The sequence below is a fragment of the Halobacillus sp. Cin3 genome, from assembly GCF_947311855.1.
Taxonomy (GTDB): Bacteria; Bacillota; Bacilli; order Bacillales; family Halobacillaceae; genus Halobacillus; species Halobacillus kuroshimensis.
The window spans coordinates 119,531-132,819 of the sequence record NZ_CAMZMV010000005.1 but is presented as its reverse complement, the minus strand read 5'-3'; the positions used below and the strand labels follow the sequence as shown (position 1 = coordinate 132,819).

Annotated in this window: 14 protein-coding genes; 2 read left to right on the top strand and 12 right to left on the bottom strand. The window is 48.7% G+C overall.

The features are described 5' to 3' along the window. Positions 1-67 precede the first annotated feature (67 nt). Positions 68-1,069 carry a lipoate--protein ligase gene (locus tag QMA39_RS16005; protein ID WP_027956515.1) on the bottom strand — a complete coding sequence of 334 codons (1,002 nt, stop codon included), beginning with the start codon at positions 1,067-1,069 and terminating at the stop codon, positions 68-70. Between the two features lie 65 nt (positions 1,070-1,134). After that, on the bottom strand, positions 1,135-1,866 hold the full coding sequence (locus QMA39_RS16000) for an MBL fold metallo-hydrolase (RefSeq protein ID WP_281659308.1): 732 nt from the start codon (positions 1,864-1,866) through the stop codon (positions 1,135-1,137). A gap of 123 nt (positions 1,867-1,989) precedes the next feature. On the opposite strand from QMA39_RS16000, the gene yhfH reads away from it, so the two are divergent. After that, positions 1,990-2,118 carry a protein YhfH gene (gene yhfH / locus QMA39_RS15995; protein ID WP_084163219.1) on the top strand — a complete coding sequence of 43 codons (129 nt, stop codon included), beginning with the start codon at positions 1,990-1,992 and terminating at the stop codon, positions 2,116-2,118. A gap of 103 nt (positions 2,119-2,221) precedes the next feature. Here yhfH and QMA39_RS15990 read toward each other — a convergent pair whose 3' ends face one another. The 5 genes from QMA39_RS15990 to QMA39_RS15970 form a co-directional block, all read right to left on the bottom strand. Continuing rightward, entirely contained in the window at positions 2,222-3,235 is a 1,014-nt protein-coding gene (locus QMA39_RS15990) for a LacI family DNA-binding transcriptional regulator (protein ID WP_281659307.1), read from the bottom strand. Positions 3,236-3,394: 159 nt separating this feature from the next. Further along, entirely contained in the window at positions 3,395-4,801 is a 1,407-nt protein-coding gene (gene hemY, locus QMA39_RS15985; RefSeq protein ID WP_281659306.1) for a protoporphyrinogen oxidase, read from the bottom strand. 4 nt (positions 4,802-4,805) lie between these two features. Next, on the bottom strand, positions 4,806-5,738 hold the full coding sequence (gene hemH, locus QMA39_RS15980) for a ferrochelatase (RefSeq protein ID WP_027956519.1): 933 nt from the start codon (positions 5,736-5,738) through the stop codon (positions 4,806-4,808). Positions 5,739-5,751: 13 nt separating this feature from the next. After that, positions 5,752-6,789: a uroporphyrinogen decarboxylase gene (hemE, locus tag QMA39_RS15975; RefSeq protein ID WP_027956520.1), complete on the bottom strand. Its 1,038-nt coding sequence runs from the start codon at positions 6,787-6,789 to the stop codon at positions 5,752-5,754. Positions 6,790-6,894: 105 nt separating this feature from the next. Continuing rightward, positions 6,895-9,048 (bottom strand): PBP1A family penicillin-binding protein, encoded by a 2,154-nt coding sequence (locus QMA39_RS15970; RefSeq protein WP_281659305.1) that lies wholly within the window; start codon positions 9,046-9,048, stop codon positions 6,895-6,897. A 95-nt stretch (positions 9,049-9,143) separates the two neighbouring features. Here QMA39_RS15970 and QMA39_RS15965 point away from each other — a divergent pair, with 95 nt between their 5' ends. Further along, entirely contained in the window at positions 9,144-9,650 is a 507-nt protein-coding gene (locus QMA39_RS15965) for an antibiotic biosynthesis monooxygenase (protein ID WP_027956522.1), read from the top strand. Positions 9,651-9,686: 36 nt separating this feature from the next. Here the strand turns inward: QMA39_RS15965 and QMA39_RS15960 are convergent, their stop codons facing one another. The 5 genes from QMA39_RS15960 to liaF form a co-directional block, all read right to left on the bottom strand. Further along, positions 9,687-10,172 (bottom strand): thioredoxin family protein, encoded by a 486-nt coding sequence (locus QMA39_RS15960; protein ID WP_281659304.1) that lies wholly within the window; start codon positions 10,170-10,172, stop codon positions 9,687-9,689. Then, positions 10,169-10,594 (bottom strand): disulfide oxidoreductase, encoded by a 426-nt coding sequence (locus QMA39_RS15955; RefSeq protein WP_027956524.1) that lies wholly within the window; start codon positions 10,592-10,594, stop codon positions 10,169-10,171. Before QMA39_RS15955 ends, QMA39_RS15960 begins: the two co-directional genes overlap by 4 nt. 87 nt (positions 10,595-10,681) lie before the next feature. Continuing rightward, positions 10,682-11,308: a response regulator transcription factor gene (locus QMA39_RS15950; protein WP_281659303.1), complete on the bottom strand. Its 627-nt coding sequence runs from the start codon at positions 11,306-11,308 to the stop codon at positions 10,682-10,684. Beyond that, the gene (locus tag QMA39_RS15945) at positions 11,305-12,369 is read right to left on the bottom strand and encodes a sensor histidine kinase (RefSeq protein ID WP_027956526.1); all 1,065 of its coding nucleotides are present in this window, start codon (positions 12,367-12,369) and stop codon (positions 11,305-11,307) included. Before QMA39_RS15945 ends, QMA39_RS15950 begins: the two co-directional genes overlap by 4 nt. A gap of 13 nt (positions 12,370-12,382) precedes the next feature. Next, the gene (gene liaF / locus QMA39_RS15940; RefSeq protein WP_281659302.1) at positions 12,383-13,123 is read right to left on the bottom strand and encodes a cell wall-active antibiotics response protein LiaF; all 741 of its coding nucleotides are present in this window, start codon (positions 13,121-13,123) and stop codon (positions 12,383-12,385) included. Positions 13,124-13,289 lie beyond the last annotated feature (166 nt).

Here is a 13,289-nt window from a genome sequence, read left to right as displayed (position 1 = left end):
TTTATCAACTTATGTCTAAACCTGAAATATGAAAAACCCGGCCCCTCCAAAAGAGACCGGGAATCTTTCAATAAAGGATATTCAAAAAGTCTTCTTTTGAGATTTTCCCTAGGTAATAGGAAATATCCACCTCATCCAAGGCTTCAGAGATAGCCTGGCGTTCATACCTGCATCCGATCAATGTATCCTCGATCACATGGATATCACCGACACCGAAGAAATCTCCGAACACTTTTGCATTCTGGATGGTACCTTTAGACACATCAAGACGGACATCATAACTTCCTGCTCCTTCGATCCGCTTGGTGTGCTGGATGTTGAACTTCGGAGAACGGCCGTAGTTCCAGTCCCAGTTTTTATAGCGCTCATCGGCGAGTTTATGGATGTTGTCCCAGTCTTCCGCAGTCAGCTTATACTGTGGTACATCCTTCACATCCTCCACATCAAAAATATAGCGGAGAATCAGATGTTTGAACTCCTCCATGGAAATCGGCTCTTCGAGAAATTCAGAGATGTTCGCAACGCGGCTTCGGATCGATTTGATTCCTTTGGATTTGATCTTTTCTGTTTTCACATTCAGCGCAGATACAACGTTTTCGATTTCAGAATCCAGCATCAACGTTCCATGACTGAACATCCGTCCTCGTGTAGAAAACTGGGCATTTCCTGAAATTTTCCGTCCATCCTCTGCGGTGATGTCATTTCTTCCGGACAACTCCGCATTTACACCGAGTTTTTTCAAGGCTTCTGTCACCGGCTTCGTAAATTTAGCGAAATCATGGAAGCTGTCTCCGTCATCCTTCGTGATGAAGCTGAAATTCAAGTTTCCGAGATCATGATAAACGGCTCCCCCACCGGACAGGCGGCGTACAACGTGAATGCCGTTATCTTCTACATAATTGGTGTTGATTTCCTCCACCGTGTTTTGGTTCTTCCCAATAATGATGGACGGTTCATTGATATAGAACAGTAAGTAGGTTTCATTAATATCGAGATTTTTTAAGGCATACTCCTCGATCGCCAGATTAATCCTGGGATCATTAATTCCTTCGTGGTCTATAAAAAGCATGGCTTTCATCCTTTCCAGTCCTTATTCCATGTACCATTGTAATCGTTTAGAAAAGGAGAAACAATCTATTTACTCCAGGATAAACCTTCCTCTGCGAGCTGAATAGTTCCTTGAAAAACGTTCTGGGCTTCCTGGCGCAGGCGGGTATGATCCCCGAAATGCGGGAGATGACTGAGCCAGAGCGTATCCACCCCGGCATCCCGGGCGATGGAGGCAGCTTCTGTACTGGTCATATGCCCCGGACCGGTCCCGTCCATTCCATGATAGAAGTTCGTATCTGTAATCAAAAGATCCGCCCCTTCTGCAAAATCCGCCCACGCTTCGAAATAACTCGTGTCCGCTGTATAAACAATCGTGTTGTCCCCATCACTGATCCGCATACCATAACAAGGAACAGGGTGGGAGGTTTTTTGAAAGTCAATCGTAAATGGTCCAAGTTTAAGCGTTTCTCCAGGGTCATAACCGACGCCTTCTGTATACTGATGGCTCAGCCGCTCAAACTGCTGTTTGTCTTCTTTATGACCGTAGATATAAAGTTTCTGATTTGTTTCATGCAGAGTGCTCTGTACGAGCATCGCATACTGCAGCGGTCCGATATCCGCTATATGGTCATGATGGTAATGAGACAGAAGGACGGCATCAAGATCCATCACTCTTTTGTACTGCTGCAGGCGTGACAACACACCACTTCCGCAATCGACAAGCATCGTAAATCCATCCTTCTCCAACAAGTATCCGGAGGTCGCACTTCCTGCCGCCGGGTAGGCTCCCCAGTATCCGATAATCGTCACTTTCACATGATCCACTCCTTTTTCAAAAAATTCCGCCTAAATATGCTTTGTTTTATAACAGATGGTTGATTTCTGAATATTGTTATAATACAATGGTTTTACATTAAAAATACTTGGAGGCGATTTACCATGATGAATGTTCTTGAGTTTTTCCGTAACCTGCCGAAAAAGCACTGTGCTCAATGTGGAAATGTCATTCAGGAAAAAGCCGACTGTTATGGTAATGTTTGCGACGACTGCGACCACCCTGCCCGTTAATTCCAGTATTCCACAAAAATCCATAGAGTGAACCTATCATTTAAAGCAGCTGGCATCAGCTGCTTTTTTTATGGATGCCATAAAAAAAGCCATTCGTAGAAAACTACTGAATGGCTGCCTCTCTGCGTTTCGTTGAATTTCTTAATAGAAGCTGATGGGGATAGACATACCGTTTCGGTGCAATGGCTCCCGGATGAAGAAGCTGCTGTATGAGTACTTCCACCGTTTTATCCGCCATTTGTATGACCGGCTGCTGGATGGTTGTGACAGAAGGTACCATCAGGAGCGACACCATCTGATTATCAAACCCTACCACGGCGAGGTCCTCCGGCACCTTCCAGTCTGAGGAAGAAGCTTCATAGATTAAACCGGCCGCTACTTCATCCGATCCAGTAAATACCCCGTCAATATAAGGGAAGTCGCTGCGAATCAAATGAAAGACCTTCTGTCCGTCACTGACATCAATCGCCCAGTCGATATTAAGCTCATCGAGAAAAGGTCGTCCATATTCCTCCAACGCCTCAAGGAATCCCTGCTTCCGCATAGCCCCCAGATGACTTTCCGGCCCTCCGCTGGCGTACGCAATATGTTTACACCCCTGCTCCAGCAAATGAACAGCGGCTTCATAAGCGGCTGTTTTATGATCCATATGAATCATCGGAATCGACGCATCCTCCATGTATTCATTACAGAATACGATGGGACCGGACTCCAGATAAGGTTCGACATCCTTCCAATCATTGACGAGGGAAGCCATAATGACACCGTCCACCTGCTTTGTTTTCAGCAGCTGAAGATAGTCGATTTCTTTTTTGCTGGAATGGTGGGTCTGGCAGACGATCACCTGGTATCCCCATTCGGATGCTTTCTGCTCCATCGCTTCAATTAAGTTTCCGAAGAATGGATTGGTAACCCGGGGCAGCAGGACTGCTATGGTTTCTGTTTTCTGGCTGCGCAGGCGGCGCGCAGATGAATTGGGGACATACCCGAGGTCCTTCATGGCCTGGACTATTCGCTGCCGCTTTTCTTCAGTCACGTATGGCTGATCATTAATGACGCGGGACACCGTCGTCCTTGATAATCCAGCCAATTTCGCTACATCTTCAATCGTAGCCATATCTATTTCCCCCTTGATGCTATTTGAAAACGTTTCCAATTATTATCATACTAAGCCTTGTCGTTTCATGCAAGCCCTTTCATAAGGTTGCAGGCTTCTATCAGGAAGGCTGCATATAAAAAAAGCTCCCCGTTGATACGGGGAGCTCTTCTCGTGCCATTATACAAAAAGATGTGTGAGAACCTTCTCTACGGCCGCTTCTCCCTGGTCAATACAGTCAGGAAGACCGATGCCGCGGTAGGAGCCACCGGCCAGGTAAATGCCGGGCAGCTCTTTTTCCATAGCTGCTGTAATATGCTGCAGCTTTTCCTTATGCCCCACCTTATACTGAGGCATCGCATCATGCCAGCGTGTCACAACAGAAAAATCCGGTTTTTCGGTAATGTTCATCGTTTTATTCAAATCCTTCAAAACGATGTCCTGGATTTCTTCATCCGTCTTATCGACGATTTCCTGATCCGAAGGCTTACCGACATAACACCGGAGAAGCACTTTACCCTCTGGTGTCGAGTGCGGCCATTTTTTATGTGTCCACGTACAGGCGGTGATCCGGAAATCGCTGTTTCTCGATACGACAAAACCTGTGCCGTCAATATCCTTCTTAATGGCTGATGCATCGAAAGCCATAGCGACGTTGGCCACCGATGTGGCATTAATGTTTTTAAACGGCTCAAGAAAGTCCAAGTGGGACAGCATGCGCTGAACAGCGAAGTGGGGGACGGCCATGATTACAGCATCCGCTTCCTTCACTGTTCCATTACTGAGCATAAGCTGATAGCCATCATCCTGTTTCTCGATATGATTCACTTGGACTCCCGTCTGTACCGTTCCCGGATGCAGCTGCTCTTCGACCGCAACCACCAGGGAGCTGAGCCCGTGTTTCAGGGTCCGGAACATGCTCGGTTTCTTTTCGCCTTTTTTACGCTTCGGTATAGAAGTGGTGCGGCGCAGTCCCTTGATCAGGCTGCCGTGCTCCTGCTCCATCTCATAAAACTGCGGGAAGGTCGCCTTCAGGCTGAGCTGGTCGATGTCCCCGGCATAAATGCCGGATAAAAGCGGCTCAATCAGGTTTTCGACCACTTGATTCCCTAGTCGCCGCCGGAAGAAAAGTCCGAGTGACTGATCCCCCTCCACCGTCTTTCTGGGCTTCACAAGATCCATCGACGCCCTGATTTTCCCTGCCGGCGTAAACAACCCGGAAAAAAGGAACGGACGGATCCGGGTAGGAATTCCCATGTAGGATCCTGCCGGCATCTTGTGAAGCCGTCCATTGACTAAAATGTAGGACTGACCGGTCCCATTGGGAACAAGCTCTTCCCCCAGCCCCACTTCACGGGCCAGGCGTCCGGCGCTTTCCTTCCGTTCAAGAAAGGAGTCGGGACCGCGTTCAATCGTGAACCCGTCCCTTTTCACAGTCTCTATTTTACCGCCCAGACGACTGCCGGCTTCTATGAGTGACACATCGAGAGGGATGTCTTTTTCGGCTGCTTTTTTTTGAAGATAATAGGCGGATGTTAATCCTGTGATCCCCCCGCCTATGACCACGACTTGTTTTCGTTCCCCCATAGCCTTACTGCTCTTTCGCTTTATCCAGCACGACATCAGCAAGAGTGTCGATGAACTGTGGATGCGTATTCGGCATTTCAGGACGGTAATAGCCTGCTCCGATTTCATCACAGACAACCTTACACTCATAATCGTTATCGTATAGAACTTCCAGGTGATCGGAAACGAAGCCGACCGGCGCATACACAAAGGTGGTGTACCCTTTGTCATGATAGAGATCCCGTGTCAGGTCCTGTACGTCCGGACCAATCCATGGATCCGGTGTATTCCCTTCACTCTGCCAGCCGATTTCATAATTGGTGATGCCAGCAGCTTCTGCAATCAGATCCGCTGTTTTCTTCAACTGATCCGGATATGGATCGCCGCCTTCCAAAATCTTCATCGGCAGACTGTGCGCCGATACGATCAGGCAGCTGTTTTCTTTTTCTGCTTCATCCATTTTGCCGTATTCCGCTTCCAGGGCCTGCTTCCAGTAGTCAATAAAGCCCGGTGCATCGTACCAGCTTTCCACAGAACGAATCGTGATGCCATGCTTGTCAGCTTCTTCTTTCGCACGTCCATTATAGGATTTCACGCTGTACGTGGAATAGTGGGGAGCAAGCACAATGGAAACCGCTTCGTCGATGCCGTCTTCGGCCATCTGTGCCACCGCATCTTCCACAAACGGTTCAATGTGCTTTAAGCCAAGGTACATGTGAAATTCAATATCGTCCTGTTTTTCATTCAATGCGTTCTTCACTGCTTCCGCCTGATCATCCGTAATCCGGGCCAGTGGAGAAATGCCTCCGATGGCATCATAACGATCACGCAGATCCTGAAGAAGCTCATCCGATGGTTTTCTGCCCCGGCGGATGTGTGTGTAATAACGCTCCAAATCTTCTTCCTTATAAGGAGTTCCATAAGCCATTACTAAAAGTCCCATTTTCTTTTGTGCCATGCGGCTTCACCTCTTAGTTCTTTTTTGAATATGTGTGGATTAAATCGGTCAAACGCTTCAATGTTTCCGGTTTGATATCCGGAGTCACACCATGTCCAAGATTAAAGATGTGGGACGGATGCTTCCTTCCCTCATCAATGATTCGTTTGGCGCGCTCTTCAATGACGTCCCAGTCGGATAATAGAATCGTCGGATCCAGGTTTCCCTGCAGCGGTTTCGTCACCCCTGCGTTTCTTGCTTCCGTAATCGACATTCTCCAATCCAGACCGATGACATCGACAGGAAGATCATCCCATTCGTGAATCAAATGACCAGCCCCGACGCCGAAGGTAATCAACGGAACATTTTCCTCCTTCAGTTCAGAAAAGATCCGCTGCATCACCGGTTTGATAAAAGTCCGGTAATCTTCAACGTTCAGGGAGCCCACCCACGAATCGAAAATCTGGATGGCTTCGGCTCCGGCTGCCACCTGAGCTTTTACATATTCGATCACCATATCAGCAAGCTTATCCATGAGAGCAAACCATGTCATCGGCTCACTGTACATCAATGATTTAGTTTTGCTGTAGTTCTTGGAAGGTCCACCTTCAATCATATAACTCGCCAATGTGAAAGGCGCTCCACTGAAGCCGATCAACGGAACCGTCAACTGTTCTTTCGTAAGCAGACGAATGGTATCCAGAACATAAGGAACATCCGCTTCCGGATCAATGGTTCCAAGCTTTAGAATGTCGTCCTTCGAGCGGACTGGATTATGGATGACGGGACCGACCCCTTTTTTGATCTCGACATCCACACCAATCGCCGGAAGGGGGGACATAATATCCTTATACAGAATGGCGGCATCCACCCCGTACTGCTCGACAGGCAGACGTGTGACGTAGGCGCACAATTCCGGTTCATGAGTGATCTCAAACAATGAGTATTTCTCTTTTAATTTGCGGTACTCAGGCTGTGACCGTCCGGCCTGACGCATAAACCATACGGGTGTATGATCGGTTTCTTCACCGCGGAAAGCTCTCAATATTGTGTCATTCTCAATTTTCTTCATGAATAAGACTCCTTTTTAACGTTCATCAACGACCCGTTTTCAACTATAACATTTATCGGAAAACCATGTCGCTGTATAAGTGGTTTGTCACGATTTTGTACGATTTTAAAAGTCCCAGTTCAGGCGTACAGAGTTGGACGGCTGTCCTTCTTTACCTGTGAGCGGGTCGGCGGGGACGATGTAGTAGCGGGTCTCATCAAAAACGCTGAACGCACTGATGCGGAACTCCCCTTTGCCGGTCACTTCCCCGACTTTAACATCCTCTCCCTCTTCTTCCCTGAAAATACGGTAAATAATCCGCTCATCCTCCGGTATGCTCCACGTAATCGTCCCACGCAGCGTAGCCAGTCCGCCCAGGTTTAGATTAGCCTCCGCATCTGTAATCACCGGCAGGGACACAGGATCAGGAAGACTTTCCACTCCATCCGGCTGTTCAAACGCTGTCCCAAGCTCCTGCTGCTGGTCCACTTTCGTTAAGATGCGTTTCATCATGCGGGCCGGATAGGCACTGCTGCCTTCCAGACGGCTGCCTTCTTCATTGGAGTCATACCCCATCCAGACGGCTCCGGCATATTCCGGGGTATAGCCGGCAAACCAGACATCTGTATCCTGCTGTGTGCCGGTTTTCCCAGCCAGGGCTTTCGGGTAGTCACCGGAACTTGCGGTGCCATCCTCAACGACCGTCTGCAGAATTTCCGTCAAATACCAGGAAGTCTGAGCGTCAAACACCTGCACCTCTTCCGGTGTATGCTCATGGATAACCTTTCCCTCCCGGTCTGCCATCTGCTTGATGGTATAACTGTCTTTTTTCACTCCTGACTGCGCAAGCGCCCCGTAAGCCTCTGCCATCTGAATAGGTGTAAAGCCTTCAGAAAGCCCGCCTAAGGCAATCGCAAGCCCTTCGTCCTTTGTAGAAAGGCCAAGCTTGTCTAAATACGTTTTCGCGTAAGGGATGCCGATCTGGTCAAGCAGCCACACTGCCGACACGTTCTTCGATTCCACAAGGGCTTCGTAGAGAGACACCTGTCCTTCATACTCATCGTTGTAGTTTCTTGGATTAAACTCACCAAAGGCCTGCCGTTCATCCGACAGCAGAGAATACGGGTCATATTCATCCATCATGAGGGCCGGGCCGTAGACCGCGAACGGTTTGATCGTTGAAGCCGGCGGCTGTTTTGAAAGAACCCGGTTATAGTCCCCGTGTACATAATCCCGTCCGCCGACAGCGGCAGCGACGGCTCCTGTCCGGTGATCTGTAATCGTCAGTGCCCCTTCCACAGGACCTGCTGTACCGGGGATATATTCGCCGTTTTTCATTTCTTCGGCAGCAATTTTCTGAATGACCGGATCCATCTCCACGATGATCTGATAACCGCCCCGCTTCAGTTCATCCCGGGAGATATGATACTTTTCAGCCGCCTCCTGAATAACGAGGTCGACGTAACTATTGGACCACGTCTCCTCCGTATCTTCATCTCTTTCCACAGCTAACGTCGTGCCCTGCATCTGTTTCAGTACAGCGGCGTCAATGCTTCCTACATCATACATCCGTGCCAGCACAACGTTCCTTCGTTCTTCCGCTGCTTCAGGGTTTTCAAAAGGCGAGTAGGTATTCGGCGCTTTCGGCAGCCCTGCCAATAGTGCTCCTTGAGCGATACTGAGGTCTGAGACCGAGGTTTGGAAGTAGTGGCGGGAAGCGGCTTCAATGCCGTACGTTCCTCCCCCGAAATAAATCCGATTCAAATAAAGCTCCAAAATTTCATCTTTCGTGAAGTTCCGCTCCAAATAAAGCGCAGCCATCACTTCTTTCGTCTTACGCATCCACGTCTTTTCATTGGTCAAAAATACATTTTTTGCCAGCTGCTGCGTGATGGTACTGGCTCCCTCCACCTTTTTCATGGCAATGATATCCTTATATACAGCTCGTAGAATACCTTTGAAGTCTACGCCGGAGTGCTCGCGGAAACGGCTGTCTTCCACGGCTGTAAAGGCTTCCTGCACATGATCAGGAACCTGGTCGATGCTGACGACCTGCCGATTCTTCGTATAGATACGCTCAATCACTTCACCATCGGCTGTTTCCACTGTCGTCATTTCATCAAGGATTAAATCCTTCTCATTGACGACGAAGCGCCCGCCGAAGTAGATCGTCATAAAGCCTGCAACTAAGAAAAAGACAAGCACTCCAAGGCCGAGGAGCGGCCACTTCCATTTCTTCACCCAGGAAGGAAGCTTGTCCCATTGTTTTTTTAATTTCACTGCATTTCGATCCTTTCTGTCTGTCACCTTCCAGCTTGCCACCCTTCAACCGCTATTGATACACTGAAGATACCGAAGGAAAGGAGACATCGCCTATGAAAGTTTCAATGACAAGTGGTACACTGGATTACTTAGCTAAACTGCGGGAGCAGCACCCTGACGCCTCCATTTTCTACATGCAGGATCAGGATAAAACCCTCGCTTATTATGAAGGAGACGGTCCTTCGATTTTCTCTGAGGGCCGGGATTATGAAACGGTCGACCATGTCGGGGACGTCCAGTCGGAAGGGTATGTGGTCATGAACAACATCCCCGTCAGTGAAGAAGGACGCCCGGTATTTGAAGATCGTTTCAAGCAGAGGGCAGGAAGCGTAGAAAACCAGGAAGGCTTCCAGGCCATCCGTATCCTCCGCCCGCTGAAAGGAAATACGTATGTTGTCTTCACCCAGTGGCGGAACCAGCAGGATTTCGAAGACTGGAAGAATTCCAAATCCTTTGATGATGCCCATAAAAAGTCCGGACCGAAACACGCGAAGAAACCTTCCTTTATAGACGGAGACGCCTATATTACACAATACCGTATGATCCAGCTTGAAGACTAGCATAGCAAAAGTGAGCGGCACACGCCGCTCACTTTTTTATTCTTCCTCGGAACCATTGAGCACTTCATCCTGGAAAAATTCCTCAAATACCGTTTCCGGCTGTTCTCCGACAAGCCTCGCCTGCTCTTCGCCATTTTCATAATGAACAAGCGTCGGCGTTGATTGAATTTGATACTCTTCTCCCACACTGAATTCCAGCAAGTTCATTTTTTTCATATCGATATCCAGATCCTCTACGATCGGCACAAGCACAGGGGTTGTCCGCTGGCAAAAAGAACAGGTCGGGCTGTAGAAATATACGGTAACCGGATCTCCCGATTCGATTTCCTCTTCCAGCTCATCCGGCAGAATCTGATTCTGATAATTCGGATCGTCCAGCTGGTTGATTGTAGCCTGGTCCAGTTCTTCCTTTCCATAAGGATTATCAGCTGTCTTTTGATTGTTCTGGTAATTAACAACAAAGATAAGGACAACAACGAGAACAGCCAGCACACTGGCAAAAATAATCATGCCTTTTTTCATGAACGACGACTTCCTTCCTTTTTCACTACACGCATGTGAATGATAAAAATGATAATAAAAGCGGTTCCCGCTAAAAACGGAATGGTGATAAAACCAAACACGTTGATATACTGGCCGCTGCAAGGCACAAGCCCGCACGAATCTCCGGCAGACAAGGCCGGGATTTTCTGCAGGCTGTAATGCCACGCAGACACGAACATCCCGATACCGCTCATAAACAGCCCCGGCAGCGCAATCGCCGCATCCTTTTTAACCAGGGCCGTCCCGTATATGAGAACGAGCGGGTACATGAGGATACGCTGATACCAGCACAACTCACACGGCGGAAAGCCGAGCACTTCTGAAAAAAACAAGCTTCCGGCCATGGCAATCAGAGAAACAGCCCAGATAACAAACAGCCGGATTTCATGATCCTTCTTCATACAAGTCTCCCTTTCTCTCTCCTACCAGTCATTATACTCGTGTATCTATTGAAAACAAAGGGTTTATCCATATATAAACCGCTCCCATTACGCCTGTACCAAACCACTACGATGGGCATAAACAGCCGCCTGCGTCCGATCCTGCACCTCAAGCTTACTCAGCACATGACTGACGTGGGTTTTCACTGTTTTTATGCCGATGTAAAGAACATCACTGATTTCCTGATTGGTCATCCCTTCTCCGATACATTTGAGAACTTCAAGCTCCCGCTTCGTCAAATCCTCATGCAGGGATTTTTCTTTCCGAAACCGGGTCATCATTTTCGTGGCGACTTTCGGTTCGATGACATTTTCTCCCGCGAAAGCCTTCCGGATCGCGTCTGCGATTTCATCAGCCGAGGAGGTTTTCAGCATGTAGCTGAAGGCCCCGGCTTCAAGGGCGGGGAAGACCTTTTCATCGTCGTAATAGCTCGTCAGAATGATAATCCGGCACTTTTCGGTTTTCATAATTTCTTCTGTGGCTTCTATACCGGTTCCGTCATCCATAATCAAGTCCATGAGGACAACATCCGGCTTCTGCTCCTGCACTACGGCCGCTCCTGCTATGCCGCTGGATGCCTCCCCTACAATATCCAGGTCCTCTTCCGTACTTAAATAAGCAATGACGCCTTTGCGTACAACATCATGATCATCAACGACTACTACACGGATCATCCTGTTTCCCCCTCCATTGTAAAACGGACAGGAACACGCAGATCGATATGCGTCCCCTCTCCTTTCCTCGACCGCAGCGAAAAAATGCCGCCGATTTCCTCACAGCGCTCCTGCATCGTTTTCAAACCGTAGGAAGCTTTGTTTCCCTTTTTTTCTTCTACATGAAAGCCTGCTCCATTGTCGGAGATATGTAAGAAAACTTCTTCCCCATCGCTCGTGCAGGTGACTTTCACTTCATCCGCCCCTGCGTGCCGCAGAACGTTGGATAAGGCTTCCTGAACAATACGGAAGAGCTGATCCTCCATCGTTTTCGTTAAACCTTCTACATCCTCCATATCCACGTGAAATTCAATCCGGCACTTCTGTTTCAATTCTTCGATTAAAGCCGCCACCCCTTCGGTCAAAGATTCCCCGGATAAATGCACCGGTCGGAGATGAAGCAGCAGCGCTCTCATTTCCGTCTGAGCCTGGAGCGCCATCTGAGTCATATCCCCCACCTGCTCTTTCGCACGGACAGGGTCACGCTCAAAGATCTTTTCAGCCGCCTGTGCCATCATGGTCAAGGCAAACAACTGCTGACTGACGGCATCATGAAGATCCCGGGCCAGACGCTGCCTCTCTTCAATCGCTGCTGCTTTATGGGCGGATCGGGCGAGCTCCCCTTTTTCGTCAGCCAGCTTCAAAAGGGCATCCTTCTGCTGCTGCAGCTTTTCACCGAGGGTATTCAATTCATCTCCGAGCCCGGCAATTTCATCATCCTCCTGAAAGTAAATCCTGGACGACAGCTTCCCTCTCGCCAGCTGTGTGATCATTGTTGAAATATAGTCGAGACGCTGTTTCATATCCCCGCTCGAACGAAACCCGGCATACAGTGCCGTCAAAAAACCGATAAAGACATACACTACAATAAACAGCAGAACCGCTCCCGCTTCCAGCCACGCTGGATCAAACCAAACGTCGACGGACAGCAGGACAGCCAGCAGGATCAATGTATTTAGAAAAAGGCCGTAAAGATGAGAGCGGATGAACATGTAGCGTACACTGTTTAGTTTTTTCAGCACCGCTTTCCCTCCCTTACACCTGAACCACTTTAATGGAACCGGCCGTTAATTCAATCTGGATGGTCAGTTTCCGGCGGGCTTCTTGATAATCCCGTGTTTCATATTGAACGAAGCGGTTGATTCCGTCCGCCTTCTGTCCGGCCACCTTAATATCTCCGGCTTTCACTTTTGCGTCCACACGAAAAGGCACCTGTTTTGGTACAAACATGCGCACATCACCAGCCCAGCCGGCCACGCGGATCGGAATATCCTCATCTGGAATAAAGGCTTTTGTAAAATCGAACTTGTAATCACTAACCGCGCTCCAGACGTTCATCGGCTCTACCTTCCAGTTTTCCTCTGTAAAGGATAGATCCCCGACCGCCATCGTCCTGGATACAGGCAGTGGTTTATCAAAATAGCGGGAATCGCTGCCTCTGCTTCTTCCCTTCATGATCCCTACCCCGATATACACGAACAGCAGCGGCCAGAGCTGCCAAATATCCCAGAAGCGGAAAGTCATCACTCCCAACCGGTCCAGAATCAACAGTGCCGCAAAAACGGTCAAAAATGATCCGGTCACCCAGCTCCCCGCTTTATTGAAAAGAGCACCGCTCCACATTCTCAACCCAAACAGCAGAATGACAAACGGATAAACCATACCCCAGGATAGATTCATTTCCAGGGAAATGATGTTCATATTCGTTAACAAAAGAATGACTCCGGCTCCGATCAAAAGGAAGGCCGCAATCCCTCTCCCAATAGCTGCACTCATAATATCACCCTTTTCTCTTACGTAAATGATTCGACAAAAACGGTATAAAAACCTTTCCTGGGCCTGTATTCATTATATCTGTTCCATAGAAAGGGGGAACCCCGCTGCAGAGGGGCATCTCTTCCGACTTGAGACGGAATTTAACGTTTAAATGGAAAAGGGGAGG

Bases quoted from the DNA above. Each gene is read 5' to 3' on its own strand.
- QMA39_RS16005 (WP_027956515.1), bottom strand. From the start codon at position 1,069: ATGCTTTTTATAGACCACGAAGGAATTAATGATCCCAGGATTAATCTG.
- yhfH (WP_084163219.1), top strand. From the start codon at position 1,990: ATGATGAATGTTCTTGAGTTTTTCCGTAACCTGCCGAAAAAGCACTGT.
- QMA39_RS15990 (WP_281659307.1), bottom strand. From the start codon at position 3,235: ATGGCTACGATTGAAGATGTAGCGAAATTGGCTGGATTATCAAGGACG.
- hemY (WP_281659306.1), bottom strand. From the start codon at position 4,801: ATGGGGGAACGAAAACAAGTCGTGGTCATAGGCGGGGGGATCACAGGA.
- hemH (WP_027956519.1), bottom strand. From the start codon at position 5,738: ATGGCACAAAAGAAAATGGGACTTTTAGTAATGGCTTATGGAACTCCT.
- hemE (WP_027956520.1), bottom strand. From the start codon at position 6,789: ATGAAGAAAATTGAGAATGACACAATATTGAGAGCTTTCCGCGGTGAA.
- QMA39_RS15965 (WP_027956522.1), top strand. From the start codon at position 9,144: ATGAAAGTTTCAATGACAAGTGGTACACTGGATTACTTAGCTAAACTG.
- QMA39_RS15960 (WP_281659304.1), bottom strand. From the start codon at position 10,172: ATGAAAAAAGGCATGATTATTTTTGCCAGTGTGCTGGCTGTTCTCGTT.
- QMA39_RS15955 (WP_027956524.1), bottom strand. From the start codon at position 10,594: ATGAAGAAGGATCATGAAATCCGGCTGTTTGTTATCTGGGCTGTTTCT.
- QMA39_RS15950 (WP_281659303.1), bottom strand. From the start codon at position 11,308: ATGATCCGTGTAGTAGTCGTTGATGATCATGATGTTGTACGCAAAGGC.
- liaF (WP_281659302.1), bottom strand. From the start codon at position 13,123: ATGAGTGCAGCTATTGGGAGAGGGATTGCGGCCTTCCTTTTGATCGGA.